The organism is Streptomyces sp. NBC_00597 (assembly GCF_041431095.1).
Taxonomy (GTDB): Bacteria; Actinomycetota; Actinomycetes; order Streptomycetales; family Streptomycetaceae; genus Streptomyces.
Map to the genome: position 1 here is coordinate 2,326,582 of NZ_CP107757.1, position 21,921 is coordinate 2,348,502.

Sequence of the window (21,921 nt, forward strand, 5' to 3'; positions counted from 1 at the left end):
CGGCCTCACGCCCGGAACACGTGCCGGCGGATGGCCGCGGCGTTGGAGAAGATGCGGATGCCGAGGACGACGACCACACCGGTGGACAGCTGCGAGCCGACGCCCAGCTTGTCACCGAGGAAGACGATCAGCGCCGCTACGACCACGTTCGACAGGAACGACACCACGAAGACCTTGTCCACGAAGATGCCGTCCAGCATCGCGCGCAGACCGCCGAACACCGCGTCCAGCGCCGCCACCACGGCGATCGGCAGATAAGGCTCGACGACGGCCGGCACTTCGGGCCGGACCAGAAGTCCGACCACCACTCCGGCCACCAGGCCCAGTACCGCGATCACGATGCACCCTTCTTCGGCTCTTCTGCTGTAGCTGTACGTACGGTCAGGCTCGACGCGGCAGGCAGCCGCAGGTCGTCCGCCGGGGACAAGGTGTAGCGGATCCCGTAGTTCTCCTGCAGCGCGTGCAGGTACTGGCCGTCCGCGGAGTCCTGGAACGCAGTCCCGAGCCGCTTCTTGTCCCCCACCGCCAGAACCTCGTACGGCGGTACCAGCGGCCTGTTGTCGACCAGTATCGCGTCACCCGCGGCCCTGATCGCCGACAACGCCGTCAGCCGCTGCCCGTTGATCGAGACGGCCTCGGCCCCGGACTGCCAGAGCCCGTTGACGATCTTCTGCATGTCCCGGTCCCGCAGCCGCCCGGTGTCCGAGAATCCGGCGTTCTCGCGCGGTTTGCCGCCACCGCCCGACGAGGAGCCCTTGGCGTCGTCCACGACCAGCTTGACCCCGGGTCCGCGGGCCTCCGTCGCACCGGACAGCAGCGCCACGAGCTGCCCCTGGTCGCCACCCTGCTGTTTGAGCGCCTGGCGCTGGCGGCTCGCGACGTTCTCCCGCAGCCGCTCGATGTCCCGCTCCAGGCCGTCCGCGTGCTCGTCGGCCCGCTGCACCCGGTCGATCAGCTCCTGCCGCTCCTTGGCCAGGACCGGCGCCGCTATCCGTGCCTGGGCGGCACCCAGCGTGACGACCATGGCGGCGAGCACGAGCCCGGCGGCGAGCGCCAGCTTGGCCTTGAGGGTGCGCGGCAGGCCCGCCGTACCCTCCGCCTCGCGCCGGGCCGACGCTTCCGCATAGCCCTCGTCGAGACTGTGGTCCATCACGTGCGTCAGCAGCGACATGGACGCGTCCGGACGCGCGGCAGGCGCCGGCGCCGAACTCCGGTTGGGGGGCGGCTGCGACATGCCGCTCATCGTCGCATGTCGGCGCCGCCCGTACCGAATGCGCCCGTCCGGTGGACAGGGAGCGACCTACGTCGCCCCCGGCCCACCGGACGGCCCTGCTGCGTCACGGGTCCGTGGCTCAGTGCCCGGCGCCGTCCACCACGCCGGCCCACTCGTCCAGCAGCGCCTGCGCGGACGTGTCGTCGGGACCCTCGGCCCACAGGTGCGTGACCGCCTCCGCCGGGTCGGGCAGCACCAGCGCCCACCGCCCGTCGGCCTCGACCACCCGCACCCCGTCCGTGGTGTCCACCTGCCGGTCCCCCGCCGCCTCCACGACCCGCCGCATCACGAGCCCCTTCACCGCCCACGGGGTCGGTACGTCCCGCTTGAGTACATGGGCTCGCGGTATCCGCGCATCGATCTGGCTCAACGTGAGCTGGGTCCGCGCCACCAGCCCGATCAGCTGGACGAACGCCGCCGATCCGTCGAACACGCTGCTGAACTCCGGAACGATGTAGCCGCCCCGGCCGTCCCCGCCGAAGATCGTGTTCTCCGCCCGGCCCACCCGCGTCAGGTCGTCGGGCGACGTCGTCGTCCACTCCACCTGTGTCCCGTGGTACGCCGCCACCTGCTCGGCGATCCGGGTCGTGGTCACCGGCAGCGCCACCTTACCGCTGCGCTTCTCCGCGGCCACCAGGTCGAGCAGCACCAGCAGCGCCCGGTCGTCCTCGATGATCCGCCCGCGCTCGTCCACCAGCGAGATCCGCTCTCCCACTGGGTCGAAGCGGACGCCGAACGCGGCCCGCGCCGAGGCCACGATCTCCCCGAGCCGCACCAGACCGGCCCGCCGGGTCTCCGCGGTCTCCGTCGGCCTGGACTCGTCCAGACCCGGGTTGATCGTCAGCGCGTCCACGCCGAGCCGGCCCAGCAGGCTGGGCAGGACCAGCCCGGCACTGCCGTTGGAGGCGTCCACGACCACCTTGAGCCCGGAATCGGCGACACCGGTCGTGTCCACCCGCCTCAGCAGCGAACCCGTATACGCGTCGAACACGCTGCCCGGGAACTGGAGGTCTCCGATCTCGCCCGGGAACGCCCGCCGGTACTCCTGCCGCGCGTACACCCGGTCCAGCTTGCGCTGCTGCTGGAGCGAAAGGTCCGCTCCGCGCTCGTCCAGGAACATGATGTCGACCGAGTCCGGCACGCCCGGCGAGGTCCGCAGCACGATCCCGCCCGCGCTGCCCCGCGCCGTCTGCTGCCGCGCCACGGGCAGCGGTACGTTCTCCAGGTCGCGCACGTTGATCGCGCTGGCCTGGAGCGCCGAGATCACGGCCCGCTTGAGCGCTCTCGCGCCACGGGAGTGGTCTCGGGCCGTGGTGACCGTAGCCCCCTTCTTCAGGGTCGTGGCGTAGGCGCCGGCCAGCCGGACCACCAGCTCGGGCGTGATCTCCACGTTCAGGATGCCGGTGACGCCGCGGGCGCCGAACAGATGCGCCTGACCGCGGGACTCCCAGATCACCGACGTGTTGACGAAGGCGCCCGCCTCGATCGTCTTGAACGGGTAGACCCGCACGTTCCCCTGGATGATCGATTCCTCACCGACCAGGCACTCATCACCGATGACGGCGCCGTCCTCGATCCGGGAGGCCCGCATGATGTCGGTGTTCTTGCCGATGACGCAGCCGCGCAGGTTGCTGTGGGGCCCGATGTAGACGTTGTCGTGGATGACGGCCTTGTGCAGGAAGGCCCCGCTCTTGACGACGACGTTGGACCCGACGACCGTGTGCTCACGGATCTCCACGCCGGCCTCGATCTTGGCGTAGTCCCCGATGTACAGGGGCCCGCGGAGCACGGCGTCGGGGCTGACCTCGGCACCCTCGGCCACCCACACGCCCGGGGAGATCTCGAAGCCGTCCATCTCGACCTGGACCTTGCCCTCAAGCACGTCGGCCTGTGCCTTGACGTAGCTCTCGTGCGTGCCGACGTCCTCCCAGTAGCCCTCGGCCACATATCCGTAGATCGGCCGGCCTTCCTTCATCAGCTGCGGGAAGACATCGCCGGACCAGTCGACCGGAACGTCCGGGTCCACGTAATTGAAGACCTCGGGCTCCATGACGTAGATACCGGTGTTGACGGTGTCCGAGAACACCTGCCCCCACGTCGGTTTCTCCAGGAAGCGCTCGACCTTGCCTTCCTCGTCCACGATGGTGATGCCGAATTCCAGCGGGTTCGGCACCCGGGTCAGGCACACCGTGACCAGTGCGCCCTTCTGCTTGTGGAAGCGGATGAGGTCGGTGAGGTCGAAGTCGGTGAGTGCATCGCCGGAAATGACGAGGAAAGCATCGTCCTTCAAGGCCTCCTCGGCATTCTTCACACTGCCGGCAGTGCCGAGTGGCTTCTCCTCGTTGGCATAGGTGAGCTCCATTCCGAGCTCCTCGCCGTCACCGAAGTAGTTCTTGACGAGTGACGCCAAGAACTGCACGGTAACCACGGTCTCACTGAGCCCGTGCCGCTTGAGCAGCCTGAGCACGTGCTCCATGATCGGCCGGTTGACCACCGGCAGGAGCGGCTTGGGCATGCTTGAGGTCATGGGGCGAAGGCGTGTGCCTTCGCCACCGGCCATCACGACGGCCTTCATGTCGGAAGAGTCCTCCTTGAGAGACGACGTTCTCGCCGACCTCACCCGTCCCGAACGGTGACTCCGCAACTCCTCCGCGTCAGCCGGGCGCCGAGCGAGCTCAATCGGCCGCGGCGTCCGCCTTCACGAGCCGGCGGACTTGCACCACGTAAAGGATTCCTGCCCACCAGTAGAGGGTTGTACCCCATCCGGCGAACGCCCATCCGAAAACTGCCCCCATCCAGGCCAACCAACCCGTACCGTCACTGAGCAACAGCAGCGGGAAGGCGTACATCAGGTTGAAGGTCGCGGCCTTGCCGAGGAAGTTGACCTGCGGCGGCGGATACCCGTGACGGCGCAGGATCCAGACCATCACCAGCAGCATCAGCTCACGGGCGAGGAGCGCCCCGGTGAGCCACAGCGGCAGAATGTCTCGATAGGTCAGGCCGAAGAGCGTGGAGAGGATGTACAGCCGGTCCGCGGCCGGATCCAGCAGTCGGCCGAGGTTGCTGATCTGATTCCAGCGCCGTGCCAGCTTGCCGTCGAGGTAGTCGCTGACCCCGCTGAGCATGAGGACGGCCAGGGCCCAGCCGTCGTGCTTCTCCAAAATCAGCCAGAGGAACAGGGGCACGCCGGCGAGGCGAGCCATGCTCAGGATGTTCGGAATGGTGAAAATTCGGTCCGTCTGAACCCGAGTCTCCTGGACCTCCACCCGGGGGCCTCCACTGTTGAACGTACGAACGATGCATCCTGACCCTACAGGAACACGCACCGCCCCTGAACGCAGAAAAGCCCCGCACCAGAAGGTGCGGGGCTCTCCCACAATGATTGTTCGGCGGCGTCCTACTCTCCCACAGGGTCCCCCCTGCAGTACCATCGGCGCTGAAAGGCTTAGCTTCCGGGTTCGGAATGTAACCGGGCGTTTCCCTAACGCTATGACCACCGAAACACTATGAAATTTGAACGCTGGCTAAAATCACAGCTGTTCGTTATTTCAGAACTAACACAGTGGACGCGAGCAACTGAGGACAAGCCCTCGGCCTATTAGTACCAGTCAGCTCCACCCGTTACCGGGCTTCCACATCTGGCCTATCAACCCAGTCGTCTACTGGGAGCCTTACCCTCTCAAGGAGGTGGGAATACTCATCTTGAAGCAGGCTTCCCGCTTAGATGCTTTCAGCGGTTATCCCTCCCGAACGTAGCCAACCAGCCATGCCCTTGGCAGGACAACTGGCACACCAGAGGTTCGTCCGTCCCGGTCCTCTCGTACTAGGGACAGCCCTTCTCAATATTCCTACGCGCACAGCGGATAGGGACCGAACTGTCTCACGACGTTCTAAACCCAGCTCGCGTACCGCTTTAATGGGCGAACAGCCCAACCCTTGGGACCGACTCCAGCCCCAGGATGCGACGAGCCGACATCGAGGTGCCAAACCATCCCGTCGATATGGACTCTTGGGGAAGATCAGCCTGTTATCCCCGGGGTACCTTTTATCCGTTGAGCGACGGCGCTTCCACAAGCCACCGCCGGATCACTAGTCCCGACTTTCGTCCCTGCTCGACCCGTCGGTCTCACAGTCAAGCTCCCTTGTGCACTTACACTCAACACCTGATTGCCAACCAGGCTGAGGGAACCTTTGGGCGCCTCCGTTACCCTTTGGGAGGCAACCGCCCCAGTTAAACTACCCATCAGACACTGTCCCTGATCCGGATCACGGACCGAGGTTAGACATCCAGCACGACCAGAGTGGTATTTCAACGGCGACTCCACAACCACTGGCGTGGCTGCTTCAAAGTCTCCCACCTATCCTACACAAGCCGAACCGAACACCAATATCAAACTGTAGTAAAGGTCCCGGGGTCTTTCCGTCCTGCTGCGCGAAACGAGCATCTTTACTCGTAGTGCAATTTCACCGGGCCTATGGTTGAGACAGTCGAGAAGTCGTTACGCCATTCGTGCAGGTCGGAACTTACCCGACAAGGAATTTCGCTACCTTAGGATGGTTATAGTTACCACCGCCGTTTACTGGCGCTTAAGTTCTCAGCTTCGCACACCCGAAAGTGCACTAACCGGTCCCCTTAACGTTCCAGCACCGGGCAGGCGTCAGTCCGTATACATCGCCTTACGGCTTCGCACGGACCTGTGTTTTTAGTAAACAGTCGCTTCTCGCTGGTCTCTGCGGCCACCCCCAGCTCACGGAGCAAGTCCGATCACCAGTGATGGCCCCCCTTCTCCCGAAGTTACGGGGGCATTTTGCCGAGTTCCTTAACCATAGTTCACCCGAACGCCTCGGTATTCTCTACCTGACCACCTGAGTCGGTTTAGGGTACGGGCCGCCATGAAACTCGCTAGAGGCTTTTCTCGACAGCATAGGATCATCCACTTCACCACAATCGGCTCGGCATCAGGTCTCAGCCTTAATGAGGGACGGATTTGCCTACCCCTCGGCCTACACCCTTACCCCGGGACAACCACCGCCCGGGCTGGACTACCTTCCTGCGTCACCCCATCGCTTACCTACTACAAGTCTGGTTCGTCGGCTCCACCACTTTCCTTTCCCCGAAGGGTCCGGAACGGCTTCACGGACTTAGCATCGCCTGATTCGATATTGGGCGTTTCAAAGCGGGTACCGGAATATCAACCGGTTGTCCATCGACTACGCCTGTCGGCCTCGCCTTAGGTCCCGACTTACCCTGGGCAGATCAGCTTGACCCAGGAACCCTTAGTCAATCGGCGCACACGTTTCTCACGTGTGTATCGCTACTCATGCCTGCATTCTCACTCGTGAACCGTCCACAACTAGCTTCCGCTGCTGCTTCACCCGGCACACGACGCTCCCCTACCCATCACAGCGGGCGTTGGCCCTATTGCTGCAATGACACGACTTCGGCGGTACGCTTGAGCCCCGCTACATTGTCGGCGCGGAATCACTTGACCAGTGAGCTATTACGCACTCTTTCAAGGGTGGCTGCTTCTAAGCCAACCTCCTGGTTGTCTCTGCGACTCCACATCCTTTCCCACTTAGCGTACGCTTAGGGGCCTTAGTCGATGCTCTGGGCTGTTTCCCTCTCGACCATGGAGCTTATCCCCCACAGTCTCACTGCCGTGCTCTCACTTACCGGCATTCGGAGTTTGGCTAAGGTCAGTAACCCGGTAGGGCCCATCGCCTATCCAGTGCTCTACCTCCGGCAAGAAACACACGACGCTGCACCTAAATGCATTTCGGGGAGAACCAGCTATCACGGAGTTTGATTGGCCTTTCACCCCTAACCACAGGTCATCCCCCAGGTTTTCAACCCTGGTGGGTTCGGTCCTCCACGAAGTCTTACCTCCGCTTCAACCTGCCCATGGCTAGATCACTCCGCTTCGGGTCTAGAGCGTGCAACTCAATCGCCCTATTCGGACTCGCTTTCGCTACGGCTTCCCCACACGGGTTAACCTCGCTACACACCGCTAACTCGCAGGCTCATTCTTCAAAAGGCACGCAGTCACGACTGTATGTGCAAGCACATACAGCGACGCTCCCACGGCTTGTAGGCACACGGTTTCAGGTACTATTTCACTCCGCTCCCGCGGTACTTTTCACCATTCCCTCACGGTACTATCCGCTATCGGTCACCAGGGAATATTTAGGCTTAGCGGGTGGTCCCGCCAGATTCACACGGGATTTCTCGGGCCCCGTGCTACTTGGGAGATTCTTAAGCAAGCCGCTGATGTTTCGTCTACGGGGGTCTTACCCTCTACGCCGGACCTTTCGCATGTCCTTCGACTACATCAACGGTTTCTGACTCGCCGACCGGCCGGCAGACCGATCAAAAGAATTCCCACAACCCCGCATGCGCAACCCCTGCCGGGTATCACACGCATACGGTTTGGCCTCATCCGGTTTCGCTCGCCACTACTCCCGGAATCACGGTTGTTTTCTCTTCCTGAGGGTACTGAGATGTTTCACTTCCCCTCGTTCCCTCCACACTGCCTATGTGTTCAGCAGTGGGTGACAGCCCATGACGACTGCCGGGTTTCCCCATTCGGACACCCCCGGATCAAAGCTCAGTTGGCAGCTCCCCGGGGCCTATCGCGGCCTCTCACGTCCTTCATCGGTTCCTGGTGCCAAGGCATCCACCGTGCGCCCTTAAAAACTTGGCCACAGATGCTCGCGTCCACTGTGTAGTTCTCAAACAACGACCAGCCACCCGTCACACACTCCCTAAGGAATGCTTTACCGGGGCCGGCACTGAAGACATGACCTTACGGCCGTACCTTCAGGACCCAACAACGTGCCAAGCATCTCCGTTCATCCGTCTTCTCTTTCCACGCCGAAGCAGTACTTGAGAACCATCAGACCGAAGATGCCAACTAATCAACGTTCCACCCATGAGCTGACCGTGCAGAACGTTTGTCTGCAATCGGTACTGTGCTCCTTAGAAAGGAGGTGATCCAGCCGCACCTTCCGGTACGGCTACCTTGTTACGACTTCGTCCCAATCGCCAGTCCCACCTTCGACAGCTCCCTCCCTTACGGGTTGGGCCACCGGCTTCGGGTGTTACCGACTTTCGTGACGTGACGGGCGGTGTGTACAAGGCCCGGGAACGTATTCACCGCAGCAATGCTGATCTGCGATTACTAGCAACTCCGACTTCATGGGGTCGAGTTGCAGACCCCAATCCGAACTGAGACCGGCTTTTTGAGATTCGCTCCACCTCACGGTATCGCAGCTCATTGTACCGGCCATTGTAGCACGTGTGCAGCCCAAGACATAAGGGGCATGATGACTTGACGTCGTCCCCACCTTCCTCCGAGTTGACCCCGGCGGTCTCCTGTGAGTCCCCATCACCCCGAAGGGCATGCTGGCAACACAGGACAAGGGTTGCGCTCGTTGCGGGACTTAACCCAACATCTCACGACACGAGCTGACGACAGCCATGCACCACCTGTATACCGACCACAAGGGGGGCACTATCTCTAATGCTTTCCGGTATATGTCAAGCCTTGGTAAGGTTCTTCGCGTTGCGTCGAATTAAGCCACATGCTCCGCTGCTTGTGCGGGCCCCCGTCAATTCCTTTGAGTTTTAGCCTTGCGGCCGTACTCCCCAGGCGGGGAACTTAATGCGTTAGCTGCGGCACCGACGACGTGGAATGTCGCCAACACCTAGTTCCCAACGTTTACGGCGTGGACTACCAGGGTATCTAATCCTGTTCGCTCCCCACGCTTTCGCTCCTCAGCGTCAGTAATGGCCCAGAGATCCGCCTTCGCCACCGGTGTTCCTCCTGATATCTGCGCATTTCACCGCTACACCAGGAATTCCGATCTCCCCTACCACACTCTAGCTAGCCCGTATCGAATGCAGACCCGAGGTTAAGCCTCGGGCTTTCACATCCGACGTGACAAGCCGCCTACGAGCTCTTTACGCCCAATAATTCCGGACAACGCTTGCGCCCTACGTATTACCGCGGCTGCTGGCACGTAGTTAGCCGGCGCTTCTTCTGCAGGTACCGTCACTTTCGCTTCTTCCCTGCTGAAAGAGGTTTACAACCCGAAGGCCGTCATCCCTCACGCGGCGTCGCTGCATCAGGCTTTCGCCCATTGTGCAATATTCCCCACTGCTGCCTCCCGTAGGAGTCTGGGCCGTGTCTCAGTCCCAGTGTGGCCGGTCGCCCTCTCAGGCCGGCTACCCGTCGTCGCCTTGGTGGGCCATTACCCCACCAACAAGCTGATAGGCCGCGGGCTCATCCTTCACCGCCGGAGCTTTTAACCCCCACCCATGCAGGCAGGAGTATTATCCGGTATTAGACCCCGTTTCCAGGGCTTGTCCCAGAGTGAAGGGCAGATTGCCCACGTGTTACTCACCCGTTCGCCACTAATCCACCCCGAAGGGCTTCATCGTTCGACTTGCATGTGTTAAGCACGCCGCCAGCGTTCGTCCTGAGCCAGGATCAAACTCTCCATGAATGTTTACCCGTAATCGGGTGCACACGCACTTAGAGCGGGACGATCATGTCGGAATAAGACCGACCGTCCACTGCGTCCTCGCTGTGTTGTTGCCTGCCCCGAAAGACAGGACTTTTTCAAAGGAACCTCATCCACCGAAGTGGACGGGGTATCAACTTCTGGCGTTGATTTTTGGCACGCTGTTGAGTTCTCAAGGAACGGACGCTTCCTTTGTACTCACCCGCAGTAATACTTACTGGGGCTTTCCTCCGGGCTTTCGTTCTTCGTTTCCGACTCTATCAGACTCTTTCGTGTCCGATTCCCGGTCGAAGCGGGGTTTGCTTTCCAGGATTTCGCTTTCGCGTTTCCCCTTCCGGCGATTCCGACTCTATCAGGGCTTTTCCAGCTCCCTGACCACTCACTCGTTTTGCCGAATAGGCATATGAGGAGCAGCACGGATCGAGATCGGCACTGAAGAGGAGGAGTCCCGTCCGTCCGTTGTTCGCGAGAAGTTCACGCGGCACGTCCTGGCGGGAGTCACGACAGTACAGGGCCCGTGGTGCCCAAGCAAATTGATTCAGGCGTATGGTCTAGTCCACTACGTCGTCGCGGTCGCGTGTCGTGGCCTCTCACAGGGGGGCTCACGTCGGGCGAACCGGGACGTGTCATGACATACCCTGCTGAAAGTACGTCGTTACAGGACAGGTTGTGACGGCGACACGAAGAAGCCCCACCCCTGGGAGGCCCCCCATGACCAGCGTGACGTCCCCACTTGCCGGGCGCGCCATCGGACTCGCGGCAGTGCCCGATCCGGTGTTCTCCGGCGCAATGGTGGGTCCGGGCACCGCTATTGATCCCGTGCGTGAGCCCTCGGAGGCGGTGTCCCCCGTCGACGGTGTGGTCGTCTCCCTGCACCCGCACGCGTACGTCGTCGTCGACAGCGAAGGACACGGCGTACTCACCCACCTCGGGATCGACACCGTTCAGCTCAACGGCGAGGGCTTCGAGCTGCTCGTCAACAAGGGCGACACCGTGACCCGTGGTCAGGCCGTGATCCGCTGGAACCCGCAGGCCGTCGAAGAAGCCGGCAAGTCTCCGATCTGCCCCGTCGTGGCGCTGGAGGCCACCGCGGAGGCCCTCTCCAACGTCGTCGAGTCCGGCGACGTGAAGGCCGACGACGCACTTTTCAGCTGGCAGTGACGTGTCCGCCCGCAAGGGCGGGTCTGACATCCACCGCGGCGGCCGGGTCCGCCGCTCAATCGGAGACGGGTGAAATGGAGACAACGCTGCGAGGCGTCGGCGTGAGCCACGGTGTGGCGATCGGCGAGGTGCGGCACATGGGCACGGCGGTTCTGGAGCCGCCGGCCAAGCAGATCACCGCGGACGAGGCGGAGCGCGAACAGGGGCGCGCCCGCAAGGCCGTGGAGGCGGTGTCCGCCGACCTGATCGCGCGCGGCCAGCTGGCAGGCGGCGAGGCCCAGCACGTGCTGGAGGCCCAGGCGATGATCGCCACGGACCCCGAGCTGATGGCGGACGTCGACCGGCGCATCGCCGTCGGCAGCACGGCCGAGCGCGGTGTGTACGACGCGTTCGCCTCGTACCGCGACCTGCTCGCGGGGGCCGGGGAGTACATGGCCGGCCGGGTGGCCGACCTGGACGACGTACGGAACCGGATCGTGGCGCGGCTGCTGGGCGTGCCGATGCCGGGTGTGCCGGACAGTGACGAGCCGTACGTGCTCATCGCGCGTGACCTGGCCCCCGCGGACACCGCGCTGCTCGACCCGGCGCTGGTCCTCGGTTTCGTCACCGAGGAGGGCGGGCCGACCAGTCACAGCGCGATCCTCGCGCGGGCGCTGGGTGTGCCGGCGATCGTGGCGCTCCCGGGTGCCGGTGAGATCGCCGAGGGGACGGTCATCGCCGTCGACGGCAGCACCGGTGACCTGTTCGTCGAGCCCACCGCCGAGAAGCGGGCCGAGCTGGAGGCGTCTGCCGCCGAGCGCAAGGCCGCTCTCGCGGCCTCGTCCGGTCCGGGTGCGACGTCCGACGGCCACAAGGTGCCGCTGCTGGCGAACGTGGGCGGTCCGGCGGACGTGCCGGCGGCCGTGGAGGCCGGGGCCGAGGGCGTGGGCCTGTTCCGCACCGAGTTCCTGTTCCTGGACGACAGCAAGAAGGCGCCGTCCGAGGAGAAGCAGATCGAGTCGTACCGCAAGGTACTGGAGGCGTTCCCGGAGGGCCGGGTCGTCGTGCGCGTCCTGGACGCCGGCGCCGACAAGCCGCTGGACTTCCTGACACCGGCCGACGAGCCGAATCCGGCGCTGGGCGTTCGCGGTCTGCGGTCGCTGCTGGACCACCCGGACGTGCTGCGCACGCAGCTGACCGCGCTGGCCAAGGCGGCGGAAGGCCTGCCCGTCTACCTTGAGGTCATGGCCCCGATGGTGGCCGACCGGATCGACGCCCGGGCGTTCGCGGACGCGTGCCGCGCGGCCGGGCTGAAGGCGAAGTTCGGCGCGATGGTGGAGATCCCCTCCGCCGCGCTCCGGGCGCGCTCGATCCTCCAGGAGGTCGAGTTCCTGTCGCTGGGCACCAATGACCTGGCCCAGTACGCCTTCGCCGCGGACCGTCAGGTCGGTGCGGTGTCGCGGCTGCAGGACCCGTGGCAGCCGGCGCTGCTCGACCTGATCGCGATGTCGGCCGAGGCCGCCAGGGCGGAGGGCAAGAGCTGCGGCGTCTGTGGTGAGGCCGCTTCCGACCCGCTCCTGGCCTGCGTGCTGACGGGTCTGGGTGTCACCTCTCTCTCGATGGGTGCCGCTTCGATCCCGTACGTGCGGGCGACGCTCGCCAAGTACACGCTGGCCCAGTGCGAGCGTGCCGCGGCCGCGGCGCGTGCGGCGGACAGCGCCGAGGAAGCCCGCGTGGCCGCGCAGGCGGTGCTGTCCGGCGAGTAGCCGGGCAGGGGCAGGACGTGTCGATCGAGGGGCCTTCGCCGGTGGCGGGGCCCCTCGGTCGTTTCTCCGGGCGTTCCGGGTTAGTGGTGCGGGGTGGGGTCGTCCACCTCGTATCCGGGGCAGTATTCGACGCCGGGTTCGGGGGCCACGGGGTCCCCGGTGTCGACGTCCGTGCAGTAGGCGTTGAACACGGCTGCCGCGGAGAGCGGGACCAGGCGGCCGCGGTCCAGGCGCCAGCCGTGGACCCGGTCGGGCAGGCCCTCGGTGGTGCTGCGCAGCACCAGTCCTCCGGGGCCGCCGAGGGCGAGTCCGGCGGCGAGGACGCTCACGAAGTCGAGGCTTTCGCGGCCCTCGATGCGGGCCGGTCGGTCCCGGTCCGTGGTGACCTCGGCGTGCAGGACGGCGACGAGCTGTTCGTCCTGGGTGGGGACGCTGCAGACGAGGTGGTGGTGGCCGGGGCCGGCGCCGTCGACGAGGCGGCTGAGCGTGCCGGTGGCCCGTGCGAAGGAGGCGTGGCCGATGTCCTCGCCGCAGTCGGCGCAGCTGCCGACGCCGGCGAGGAGCGTGGTCGCGTACTCCCAGGTGGCCTGGCGGACGGCCTCGTCGACGAGGAGCGGGACGAGTTCGTCGATGGGCTGGCCGGTGTAGGGCAGTACGGTGCCGGCGCCGGCCAGTTCGGCGGTGAAGCGGCTGCGGCCCTCGGAGGTGTCCGCGTCGATGCCGTGTTCCGTGCAGAACCCGGCGTACTCCTCGGGGTCGAAGAGGGCGACGCTGGTGTGGATGCCCTGGGCCGCGAGGGATCGGAGCAGGCCGTCCACGTGGCGGAGGTAGTCGGTGTAGTCGTCGTGGCGGTCGAAGGTGAAGCTGCGGTAGCCGCGCATGGCCGCGAAGTCCCCGGCGTCGGCCAGGAGGCCTACGGTGCTGGGGACTTCGCGGCGCAGCATGCGGCGCCGGGTGGTGTGACCGGCGGTGCGGCCGGTGGTGCGGCCTGCGGTCCGGCCGGGCCGGCCGGTGTGGTGGCGTGTTCGTGGCATGGCTCCCCCTGAGTGGCGCATTCGATTGCTCACTCACGGTAACCGCGACCACTGACAGTGACCTCAGTCGCGGGTGCGGGTGCGGGCCAGCTCCTCGTAGAAGTGCAGGAGGTCGATGTTGTCGACCGAGCCGGGGTTGACCGCCTTCGCCATGGGCGTGCCCTGGAGGAGGCGCTTGACCGGGACCTCGATGCGCTTGCCCGTCAGGGTGTGCGGGATCGCCGGGACCTCGATGACCTCGTCGGGGACGTGCCGCGGGGAGAGCTCCTCCCGGATCGTCGTCTTGATGCGTCCGCGCAGGTCGTCGTCGAGGGTCGCACCGGGGGCGAGGTGGACGAACAGCGGCATCCAGTAGCCCCCGTTCGGCTCCTCCAGGCCGATGACCAGGGACTCCTTGATCTCGGGGAGGCGTTCGACGGCCTCGTAGATGTCGGCGGAGCCCATCCGGACGCCCTGTCGGTTCAGGGTGGAGTCGGAGCGCCCGTGGATGACGACGGAGCCGTGGTCGGTGATCGTGATCCAGTCCCCGTGGCGCCAGATGCCGGGGAACATCTCGAAGTAGCTGTCGCGGTAGCGGCTGCCGTCCTCGTCGTTCCAGAACCGGATCGGCATGGACGGCATCGGGTTGGTGACGACCAGCTCGCCGACTTCCCCGGTCAGCGGCTTGCCGGACGGGTCCCAGGACTGGAGGTCGGTGCCGAGGCAGGCGGCCTGGAGCTCGCCGATGTGGACGGGGAGGGTGGGGACGGCGCCGGCGAAGCAGCTGCAGACGTCGGTGCCGCCGCTGACGGAGGCGATCCACAGGTCCTCGGCCACCTCGTCGTGGAGCCAGCGGAAGCCGTCGGGCGGCAGCGGCGAGCCCGTGGTGGCCACGCACTTCAGGGCGGACAGGTCGAAGTCGCGCGCGGGGTGGACGTCGGCCTTGCCGCAGGCCATGACGTACGCGGCGGAGGTCCCGTACAGGGTGGCCCCGGTCCGCTCGGCGATCCGCCACTGGGCCCCGGTGTCGGGGTAGCCCGGGCTGCCGTCGTACAGGACGACCGTCGTACCGGTGAGCAGGCCGGAGACGAGGAAGTTCCACATCATCCAGCCGGTCGAGGTGTACCAGAAGAACCGGTCCTCGGGGCCGAGGTCGCAGTGCAGGCCGAGCTGCTTGAGGTGCTCCAGCAGGATGCCGCCCTGGGACTGCACGATCGCCTTGGGCAGGCCCGTCGTACCGGAGGAGTAGAGCACCCAGAGCGGGTGGTCGAACGGGACCGGCTCGAAGACCGGCTCGACGTCGCCGGAGGTCAGGTCCGACCAGGCGAGGGCGCCTTCGGGGGCCGGCGTACCGAGCAGCGGGATGTGGACGACGGCGCGCAGCGAGGGGAGTTCGGCGCGCAGTTCGGCGACGGTGTCGCGGCGGTCGTGCTCCTTGCCGCCGTAGCGGTAGCCGTCGACGGTGAACAGGACCACCGGCTCGACCTGCTGGAAGCGGTCGAGGACGCTGCGGGCGCCGAAATCGGGGGCGCAGGAGGTCCACACCGCGCCGACGGCGGCGGTGGCGAGGAGCGCGGTGACGGCCTCGGGGATGTTGGGGAGGTAGCCGCTCACCCGGTCGCCGGGGCGTACGCCGAGGGCGCGCAGCTCGGCGGCGAGTGCGCCGACCTGGCGGCGGAGGGCGGCCCAGGTGACGGGGGTGGCCTCGTGGGTCTCGTCCACGTAGAGCAGGGCGGCGTCATCGGCGCGCGCCGGGTCCTCGCCGGCCCGCAGGGCGTGCTCGGCGTAGTTGAGGGTGGCGCCGGTGAACCAGTGCGCGCCCGGCATGGTGCGCTCCGTGAGGACGGACTGGTACGGGGTGGTGAACCGGACGTCGAACCATTCGGCGACGGCCTGCCAGAACGTGTCGAGCTCGTCGACGGACCACTGGTGCAGGGCGGGGTAGCCACCGTCCGCCGGGGCTCCGAACCGCTCCGCGGCCCAGGCCTGGAAGGCGGTGATGCGGGCCGCGGCGATCCGCTCGGGGCTCGGGGACCAGAGGGGTTCCGGCTGGGTGGCTGAGGTCATGGGTCGGCTCCCGGTCAAGTCTGCGGCGCGCGCGTGGTGTGCGTGGGTGTGTGCGGTGCCGTTCGCGCGATGGGTGTGCGCGGCGGCTCACAGGGACCATGCCATGTGATCTACCTCTGCACCAGGGGCCTCATGGACGAGTGAACGGAAGTTGAACGCCGCCCGCTCCCCGGGCGGCCGGTGGCAGGGTGAACAGCATGAACGGTCGTGATCTGGTGCGTGCGGTGAAAGAGATCGGTACGGAGCGCGGGCGGCGCGCGTGGCGCACGGCCTTGCGCAACCGGCGCGCGGACGCGGTGGGGCTCCCGCGCCGGGGCGCGGAACGGGCCCGCGTGCCGGGCCTGCTGACCGGTACGGAACCGCGGCCGGGCGGCGGGGTGCTGCGGTTCACCCGCTCGGAGCTGCTCGTACGGGTCACGGCGGGCGGCGCGGTGTTCTGGGGCTGGGACGGGGCCGGACCCACGCCCTCGTACGCGCTGGTCGGCAGCGGGCCGGAGCCCGACCCGCGGGCCGTGCTGGAACCGGACACCGGCGGCGGCTGGCGGGTGGTGTCGGAGCGGGTGACGGTGGCGGTGTCCCGGCACGGGGCGGTCGAGGTGCGCACCCCGGGCGGGACGGTGCTGCGCCGGGAGTTACCTCCGCGCTGGTGGGAACCGGCGGAGCCGCCCGCGGGGGAGCCGGTCGAGCCGCGGTGGCTCCAGCGTGCCGAGGTGCCGGCGGACGCCAGGTTCTTCGGGCTGGGCGGTCGGGCCGCCGGGCCGCGGCTGCGGGACGGGGTGTACCGGCTGTGGAACACGGATCCCAAGGGCGGCTTCGGACCAGGTGACGACCCGCTGTACATCACGATGCCCGTGCAGATGGTGGTCGCGGACGCGGGGACGCACCTGGTGTTCCACGACAACTCCTGGGACGGCCGGGTGGCGCTGCGCGAGGGCGAGGAGGGCGCCGGGTCGGGCGCGGACCGGCCGGGGACGAGCGAGCTGCGCATGGAGGGCGGGCCGCTGCGCTGCTGGGTACTGGTGGGGACGCCGGCCCGGGTGCTGCAGGGCTGGTCGGGTCTGACCGGCGGGGCCGCCGTACCGCCCGAATGGGCGCTCGGGTACCAGCACGCGCGGTGGGGGTTCGGGAGCGCGCAGGAGGTGCGGCGGGTGGTGGCGGGCTATGCCGCGCGCGGGCTCCCGCTGTCGGCCGTGCACCTGGACATCGACCACTACGACGAGCACCGTGTGTTCACGGTGGACGAGGAGCGGTTCCCGGATCTGCCGGGGCTGGCGCGGGAGCTGGCGGAGCAGGGCGTGCGGCTCGTCTCGATCGTCGACCCGGCGGTGAAGACGGGCGACGCCGTCCACGCTTCGGGCCTGGCGGTGGGGGCGGGCGGGGCCTTCGTGCGGGACGGCCGGGGGCAGGAGGTGCGGGGCGAGGTCTGGCCCGGCGAGTGCGCGTACCCGGACTTCACGGATCCGGCGGTGCGCACCTGGTGGGGCGGGCTGTACGCGGAACGGCTGGAGCAGGGCTTCGCCGGGGTGTGGCACGACATGAACGAGCCGGTGTCCTTCGCCCCGTTCGGGGAGATGACACTGCCCCGTTCCGCGCGGCACGCGATGGACGGGGCCGGCGGGGACCACCGGGCCGCCCACAACGTGTACGCGCTCGGGATGGCGCGGGCGGGCTGGGAGGGGCTGGTCCGGCTGCGGCCGGCGGAGCGGCCGTTCCTGTTCTCCCGGTCGGGGTGGGCGGGGATGCAGAGGTACGGGGGAACCTGGTCCGGGGACGTGGAGACCGGCTGGGAGGGACTGCGGGCCTCGCTGTCGCTGGTGCTGGGGCTCGGCCTGTGCGGGGTGCCGTACTCGGGCCCCGACGTCGGCGGTTTCGGGGGCTCCCCCTCGCCGGAGCTGTATCTGCGGTGGCTCCAGCTGGGGTCGTACCTGCCGCTGTTCCGGACCCACTCGGCGATCTGGGCGGGGCGGCGGGAGCCGTGGGAGTTCGGGCCGGAGGCGGAGGAGGCGGCGCGGGCCGTGCTGGCGGAGCGGGAGCGGCTGCGGCCGTACTTCCTGACGCTGGCCCAGCTGGCGCGGCGGACGGGAGCCCCGTACGTGCGGCCGCTGTGGTGGGGGGCGCCGGAAGACCGGGCGCTGCGGGACTGCGAGGACGCGTTCCTGCTCGGCGACGCGCTGCTGGTGGCGCCGGTGCTGGAGTGCGGGGCGGACCGGCGGGCGGTCCGGCTGCCCCGGGGCCGGTGGTACGACACCGCGACCGGGACGGCGTACGAGGGCCCCGGGCAGATCCTGCTGGACGCCCCGCCGGGGCGGATCCCGGTACTGGCCCGGGCGGGGGCGGTGCTGCCGGTGCGTCGGCCGGGTGAGGAGGGGATGGCCCTGGAGGCGTGGGCTCCGGCGCGCGGGCGCACGGGCGGCGGGGTGGTGATCCGGGATCCGGGGCCGGGGTTCGAAGCGGGCGAGGTCGAGCGGTACACGGTGCGGTGGGTGGAGGACGCGGTGGTGGTGGAGGACGAGGCGGGCGGGCCGGTGCAGGGGGTGGAGGTACGGGGACTCGGGCCCCTGCACGGGCACGGCCTGCGGGAACGCGCGCCAGGGCGGCTTCCGGGGCGGATCTAGCTCCGGGCTCCGGGCTCCGGGCTCCGGGCTCCGGGCTCCGGGCTCCGGGCTCCGGGCTCCGGGCTCCGGGCTCCGGGCTCCGGGCTCCGGCGGTGGTGGCTGCCGTGGCGGCGGTGGCCGCCGTCGCGGCGGTGTGCCGTCGCGGCGGTGGCGTTCGTCATGGCTCCGGGAGTGCGAGCGGCAGGCCGTCAGGCTCCGTAGCGGCCCGCGAACCACGTGGCCGCGGCCCGGGTGTGGAGCGGGAACGCCAGTTCCGTCGGGGTGCGCAGCACGTGCCAGCCCGTGGTCTCGTCCGTGGGGGTCGACGGCGGGAGGGATGCCGCCGGGCGGATCGGCAGGAGGCCGAAGAGCAACAGGTGGCCCGCCGGGGAGCTCATGGCGTCCGCCAGGACGACCTCCGTTGCCGGGGCGTGGATGCCGGTCTCCTCGCGCAGCTCGCGGACGACCGCGTCGCGCCAGTCCTCATCGAAGTCCATGAAGCCGCCGGGCAGGGCGATGCCCCCGAGGGCCGGCTCGATGGTGCGGGTGATGACCACCAGCCCGGTGCCCGCCTCGTCCTCGACCGGGAGCAGTGCGACGCCCACCGGGAGCGGGTTGCGGTAGGTGACGGCGCCGCACGAGGCGCACGTACGGGGCCAAGCGGTCGTGTCGAACAGTGATCCACACGTGGAGCAGTGCGAGTCCCTCGGCTGTGCCTGCATGCCGCGATGGTATGCCAAGGGGTATGAGGGTGCTTGGAGTTGCGGGAGTTGCCTGGGTGGTGGGCTGTGCGGCGCTGCTCGGCGGCGGTGCGGGTCCGGATGCGGGTGCCCGTTCGGCGCCGCGCGCGTTCGTGGCGCTGACCGAGGTCGATCCCACCGTCGGGCAGGACATCAGGTACGCCACCGCCCACAATTTCACCGGTGCGGTCGTGGACGGGTACGAGGAGCCCGTCTGCCTGCTCGCCCGCCCGGCGGCCGAGGCGTTGCGCGCCGCCCAGCGGGAGCTGTTGCCGCGCGGGTACTCGCTGACGGTGTACGACTGTTACCGGCCGCAGCGCGCGGTGGACCGCTTCGTACGGTGGGCGGCGGACGGGCAGGACCAGGCCACGAAGGCGGAGTTCTACCCGGACGTCGACAAGGCGCGGCTGATTCCCGACGGGTACATCGCCGAGAAGTCCGGGCACAGCCGCGGGAGCACCGTCGACGTGACCCTGGTGCGGCTGCCGCTGCGCCGGCCCGTCGACATGGGGACCGCGTTCGACCGCTTCGATCCGCTCTCGCACACCGACGCCCCTGGCATCGCGGAGGCCGCCCGGGCCAACCGGGACCTGCTCCGGGGGGCGCTCTCCGCGAAGGGGTTCGTGAACCTGCCCGAGGAGTGGTGGCACTTCACGTTCGAACCCGAGGCGTTTGCGGATTCCTCCTTCGACTTCCCGGTCGCTGTCGCCTCGGTACGGCCGTGAGTACCGTGCCCGCATGACATTCAGTTCGTACGAAGAATTCTGGCCGTACTACGTCGCCATGCACTCCCGCGCCGCCACCCGCTGGGTCCACCTCACCGGCACCTTGACCGGGCTCGCCCTCACCGCGTACGGCCTGGCGCGCGGCCGCCGGCGCTACCTCGCCGCGCTGCCCCTCATCGGGTACGGGACGGCCTGGCCCGCGCACTTCCTGATCGAGAAGAACAACCCGGCGACGTTCGGGCACCCCGGCTGGTCACTGCGCGGGGACGCACAGATGATCCGGATGATGCTGGCCGGGCGCGACGCGGAGCTTGCCGGGATCGCGCAGAAGTGGCTCGCCGAGAACCGGTGACCCGTACCGCCCTCCCGTGGCAGACTCCTGACGACTCGTCAGATAGTCAGTCGCATGCCAGTGCTCGGGAGGGGTCTTGGAACGCACACGTACACCCGTCGTGAACGGGTGGTTCACCGACGCGGGCGCGGAGGGCGGATTCCGCCTGCTCGGCACCCGCTGCTCCGCCTGCACCGCGGTGTTCTTCCCCCGCGAGGACGCCCACTGCCGCAACCCGCACTGCCCCGGCGACGGCCTGCTCGCCGAGGTACCGCTGTCCCCGCGGGGCCGGGTGTGGTCCTACACCGACGGGCGGTACCGGCCGCCCGCGCCGTACGTGTCCGACCCGGACGCGCCCTGGGAGCCGTACACCCTGGTCGCGGTGGAGCTGGAGGCCGAGGGGATGGTCGTGCTCGGGCAGGCCGCCGACGGGGTCAGCGTCGCCGACCTGGCGGTCGGGATGGAGGTCGAGGTGGTCGGCGGTGTGCTGAACGAGGACGCCGGGACCGTCTGGACCACCTGGCGGTTCCGGCCCGTGGGGGTGGACGAGTGAGCGCCGCCGTCGCCGACATCGCCGTCCTCGGGGCCGGGATGCACCCCTGGGGCAAATGGGGCCGCAGCTTCGTCGAGTACGGGCGGGCCGCGGCGCGGACCGCCCTCGCCGACGCCGGCCTGGAATGGACCGACGTCCAGTCGATCGTCGGCGCCGACACCGTGCGCGCCGGATACCCCGGCTATGTGGCCGGAGCGACCTTCGCCCAGGCCCTCGGCTGGCAGGGCGCCCGCGTGACCAGCGTGTACGCGGCCTGCGCCTCCGGGGCCCAGGCCATCGGTGCTGCGCGGGCGCAGATCCTGGCCGGGCTGGCCGACGTCGTCCTGGTGGTCGGCGCGGACGCGGCGCCCAAGGGGTTCTTCGCGCCGGCGGGCGGGAACCGGCCGGACGATCCGGACTGGCTGCGGTTCCGCGTGCTGGGCGCTACGAACCCCGCGTACTTCGCCCTCTACGCCCGCCGCCGGATGGCCGTGTACGGGGACACCCCGGAGGACTTCGCCCTGGTGAAGGTCAAGAACGCCGCGGCCGGCGCCCTCAACCCGCACGCCCGCTACCGCAAGGCGGTCACGGCCGAGAAGGTCGCCCGTTCGGCGGTCGTCGCCGATCCCCTGCGGTTGCTCGACATCTGCGCCACCTCGGACGGGGGCGCCGCCCTGGTACTGACCAGCATGGACTTCGCGCGCTCGCGCGGGGTCACCGATCCGGTGCGGATCCGGGCCGTGTCGACGGTGACCCCGACGTACCCCCGTTCCGTCCTCGACCTCCCGGACATCGCCACCGACTCGCTGACCGCCGTGGGGCCGGCGGCGGGCTCGTTCCGGGCTTCGATCGCCCGGGCCGCGTACGAGGAGGCCGGAGTCGGACCCGGGGACCTCTCGCTCGCCGAGGTGTACGACCTCTCCACCGCCCTGGAGCTGGAGTGGTACGAGGACATCGGCCTGTGCGCCGGGGGCGAGGGGGCCAAGCTCGTGCGGGAGGGCGCGACGGCGCTCGGCGGGCGCGTACCGGTGAACGCCAGCGGTGGCCTCGCCTCCTTCGGGGAGGCGGTCCCGGCGCAGGCCATCGCCCAGGTGTGCGAGCTGACCTGGCAGTTGCGCGGTACGGCCGGGGACCGGCAGGTGCCGGGGGCCCGCGCCGGGATCACTGCGAACCAGGGGCTGTTCGGGCACGGATCGGCCGTCGTCGCGGTGCGCTGA

14 protein-coding genes and 3 rRNA genes are annotated in these 21,921 nt (G+C 68.0%); 7 read left to right on the top strand and 10 right to left on the bottom strand.

From position 1 onward, the window contains the following. Positions 1–5: 5 nt before the first annotated feature. The 7 genes from OG974_RS10190 to OG974_RS10220 form a co-directional block, all read right to left on the bottom strand. The gene (locus tag OG974_RS10190; RefSeq protein ID WP_030158423.1) at positions 6–338 is read right to left on the bottom strand and encodes a small basic family protein; all 333 of its coding nucleotides are present in this window, start codon (positions 336–338) and stop codon (positions 6–8) included. Then, positions 335–1,243: a DUF881 domain-containing protein gene (locus tag OG974_RS10195; RefSeq protein ID WP_327282368.1), complete on the bottom strand. Its 909-nt coding sequence runs from the start codon at positions 1,241–1,243 to the stop codon at positions 335–337. The genes OG974_RS10190 and OG974_RS10195 overlap by 4 nt, the downstream gene beginning before the upstream one ends. Before the next feature lie 109 nt (positions 1,244–1,352). Beyond that, positions 1,353–3,848: a mannose-1-phosphate guanyltransferase gene (locus OG974_RS10200; RefSeq protein ID WP_327282369.1), complete on the bottom strand. Its 2,496-nt coding sequence runs from the start codon at positions 3,846–3,848 to the stop codon at positions 1,353–1,355. A 100-nt stretch (positions 3,849–3,948) separates the two neighbouring features. Then, a complete protein-coding gene (locus OG974_RS10205; RefSeq protein WP_327282370.1) occupies positions 3,949–4,539 on the bottom strand; it encodes a CDP-alcohol phosphatidyltransferase family protein in 591 nt (196 codons plus the stop codon). Between the two features lie 118 nt (positions 4,540–4,657). Beyond that, positions 4,658–4,774, bottom strand: a 5S ribosomal RNA gene (gene rrf, locus OG974_RS10210). Positions 4,775–4,851: 77 nt separating this feature from the next. Then, positions 4,852–7,974, bottom strand: a 23S ribosomal RNA gene (locus OG974_RS10215). A gap of 279 nt (positions 7,975–8,253) precedes the next feature. Next, positions 8,254–9,778: ribosomal RNA gene (locus OG974_RS10220) — 16S ribosomal RNA — on the bottom strand. The 16S, 23S and 5S rRNA genes sit together here, the layout of an rRNA operon. Positions 9,779–10,507: 729 nt before the next feature. Between OG974_RS10220 and OG974_RS10225 the strand changes: the two genes are divergently transcribed. Then, positions 10,508–10,957, top strand: a complete 450-nt coding sequence (locus tag OG974_RS10225; protein ID WP_327282371.1) for a PTS glucose transporter subunit IIA — start codon at positions 10,508–10,510, stop codon at positions 10,955–10,957. A 74-nt stretch (positions 10,958–11,031) separates the two neighbouring features. Further along, the gene (ptsP, locus tag OG974_RS10230) at positions 11,032–12,702 is read left to right on the top strand and encodes a phosphoenolpyruvate--protein phosphotransferase (RefSeq protein ID WP_327282372.1); all 1,671 of its coding nucleotides are present in this window, start codon (positions 11,032–11,034) and stop codon (positions 12,700–12,702) included. An 80-nt stretch (positions 12,703–12,782) separates the two neighbouring features. On the opposite strand, the gene OG974_RS10235 is transcribed toward ptsP, so the two are convergent. After that, positions 12,783–13,736 carry a hypothetical protein gene (locus tag OG974_RS10235; protein ID WP_371646240.1) on the bottom strand — a complete coding sequence of 318 codons (954 nt, stop codon included), beginning with the start codon at positions 13,734–13,736 and terminating at the stop codon, positions 12,783–12,785. A 63-nt stretch (positions 13,737–13,799) separates the two neighbouring features. Beyond that, on the bottom strand, positions 13,800–15,782 hold the full coding sequence (locus tag OG974_RS10240; RefSeq protein WP_327282373.1) for an acetoacetate--CoA ligase: 1,983 nt from the start codon (positions 15,780–15,782) through the stop codon (positions 13,800–13,802). Between the two features lie 197 nt (positions 15,783–15,979). Between OG974_RS10240 and OG974_RS10245 the strand changes: the two genes are divergently transcribed. Further along, complete coding sequence (locus OG974_RS10245) at positions 15,980–18,397, top strand: glycoside hydrolase family 31 protein (protein WP_328762080.1); 2,418 nt, start codon at positions 15,980–15,982, stop codon at positions 18,395–18,397. Between the two features lie 188 nt (positions 18,398–18,585). On the opposite strand, the gene OG974_RS10250 is transcribed toward OG974_RS10245, so the two are convergent. Then, positions 18,586–19,098 carry an NUDIX domain-containing protein gene (locus tag OG974_RS10250; protein WP_327282376.1) on the bottom strand — a complete coding sequence of 171 codons (513 nt, stop codon included), beginning with the start codon at positions 19,096–19,098 and terminating at the stop codon, positions 18,586–18,588. A gap of 23 nt (positions 19,099–19,121) precedes the next feature. On the opposite strand from OG974_RS10250, the gene OG974_RS10255 reads away from it, so the two are divergent. From OG974_RS10255 to OG974_RS10270, 4 genes are all read left to right on the top strand, one after another. Next, positions 19,122–19,841: a M15 family metallopeptidase gene (locus OG974_RS10255; RefSeq protein ID WP_371646243.1), complete on the top strand. Its 720-nt coding sequence runs from the start codon at positions 19,122–19,124 to the stop codon at positions 19,839–19,841. Between the two features lie 13 nt (positions 19,842–19,854). Then, positions 19,855–20,193 carry a DUF962 domain-containing protein gene (locus tag OG974_RS10260; RefSeq protein WP_327282378.1) on the top strand — a complete coding sequence of 113 codons (339 nt, stop codon included), beginning with the start codon at positions 19,855–19,857 and terminating at the stop codon, positions 20,191–20,193. Positions 20,194–20,269: 76 nt separating this feature from the next. Then, complete coding sequence (locus OG974_RS10265) at positions 20,270–20,725, top strand: Zn-ribbon domain-containing OB-fold protein (protein ID WP_371646246.1); 456 nt, start codon at positions 20,270–20,272, stop codon at positions 20,723–20,725. Next, on the top strand, positions 20,722–21,921 hold the full coding sequence (locus OG974_RS10270) for a lipid-transfer protein (protein WP_371646248.1): 1,200 nt from the start codon (positions 20,722–20,724) through the stop codon (positions 21,919–21,921). Before OG974_RS10265 ends, OG974_RS10270 begins: the two co-directional genes overlap by 4 nt.

Excerpts from the sequence above, each read along its gene's own strand:
- OG974_RS10195 (WP_327282368.1), bottom strand. The coding sequence starts at position 1,243 with ATGAGCGGCATGTCGCAGCCGCCCCCCAACCGGAGTTCGGCGCCGGCG.
- OG974_RS10200 (WP_327282369.1), bottom strand. The coding sequence starts at position 3,848 with ATGAAGGCCGTCGTGATGGCCGGTGGCGAAGGCACACGCCTTCGCCCC.
- OG974_RS10225 (WP_327282371.1), top strand. The coding sequence starts at position 10,508 with ATGACCAGCGTGACGTCCCCACTTGCCGGGCGCGCCATCGGACTCGCG.
- ptsP (WP_327282372.1), top strand. The coding sequence starts at position 11,032 with ATGGAGACAACGCTGCGAGGCGTCGGCGTGAGCCACGGTGTGGCGATC.
- OG974_RS10235 (WP_371646240.1), bottom strand. The coding sequence starts at position 13,736 with ATGCCACGAACACGCCACCACACCGGCCGGCCCGGCCGGACCGCAGGC.
- OG974_RS10240 (WP_327282373.1), bottom strand. The coding sequence starts at position 15,782 with ATGACCTCAGCCACCCAGCCGGAACCCCTCTGGTCCCCGAGCCCCGAG.
- OG974_RS10245 (WP_328762080.1), top strand. The coding sequence starts at position 15,980 with ATGAACGGTCGTGATCTGGTGCGTGCGGTGAAAGAGATCGGTACGGAG.
- OG974_RS10250 (WP_327282376.1), bottom strand. The coding sequence starts at position 19,098 with ATGCAGGCACAGCCGAGGGACTCGCACTGCTCCACGTGTGGATCACTG.
- OG974_RS10255 (WP_371646243.1), top strand. The coding sequence starts at position 19,122 with ATGAGGGTGCTTGGAGTTGCGGGAGTTGCCTGGGTGGTGGGCTGTGCG.
- OG974_RS10260 (WP_327282378.1), top strand. The coding sequence starts at position 19,855 with ATGACATTCAGTTCGTACGAAGAATTCTGGCCGTACTACGTCGCCATG.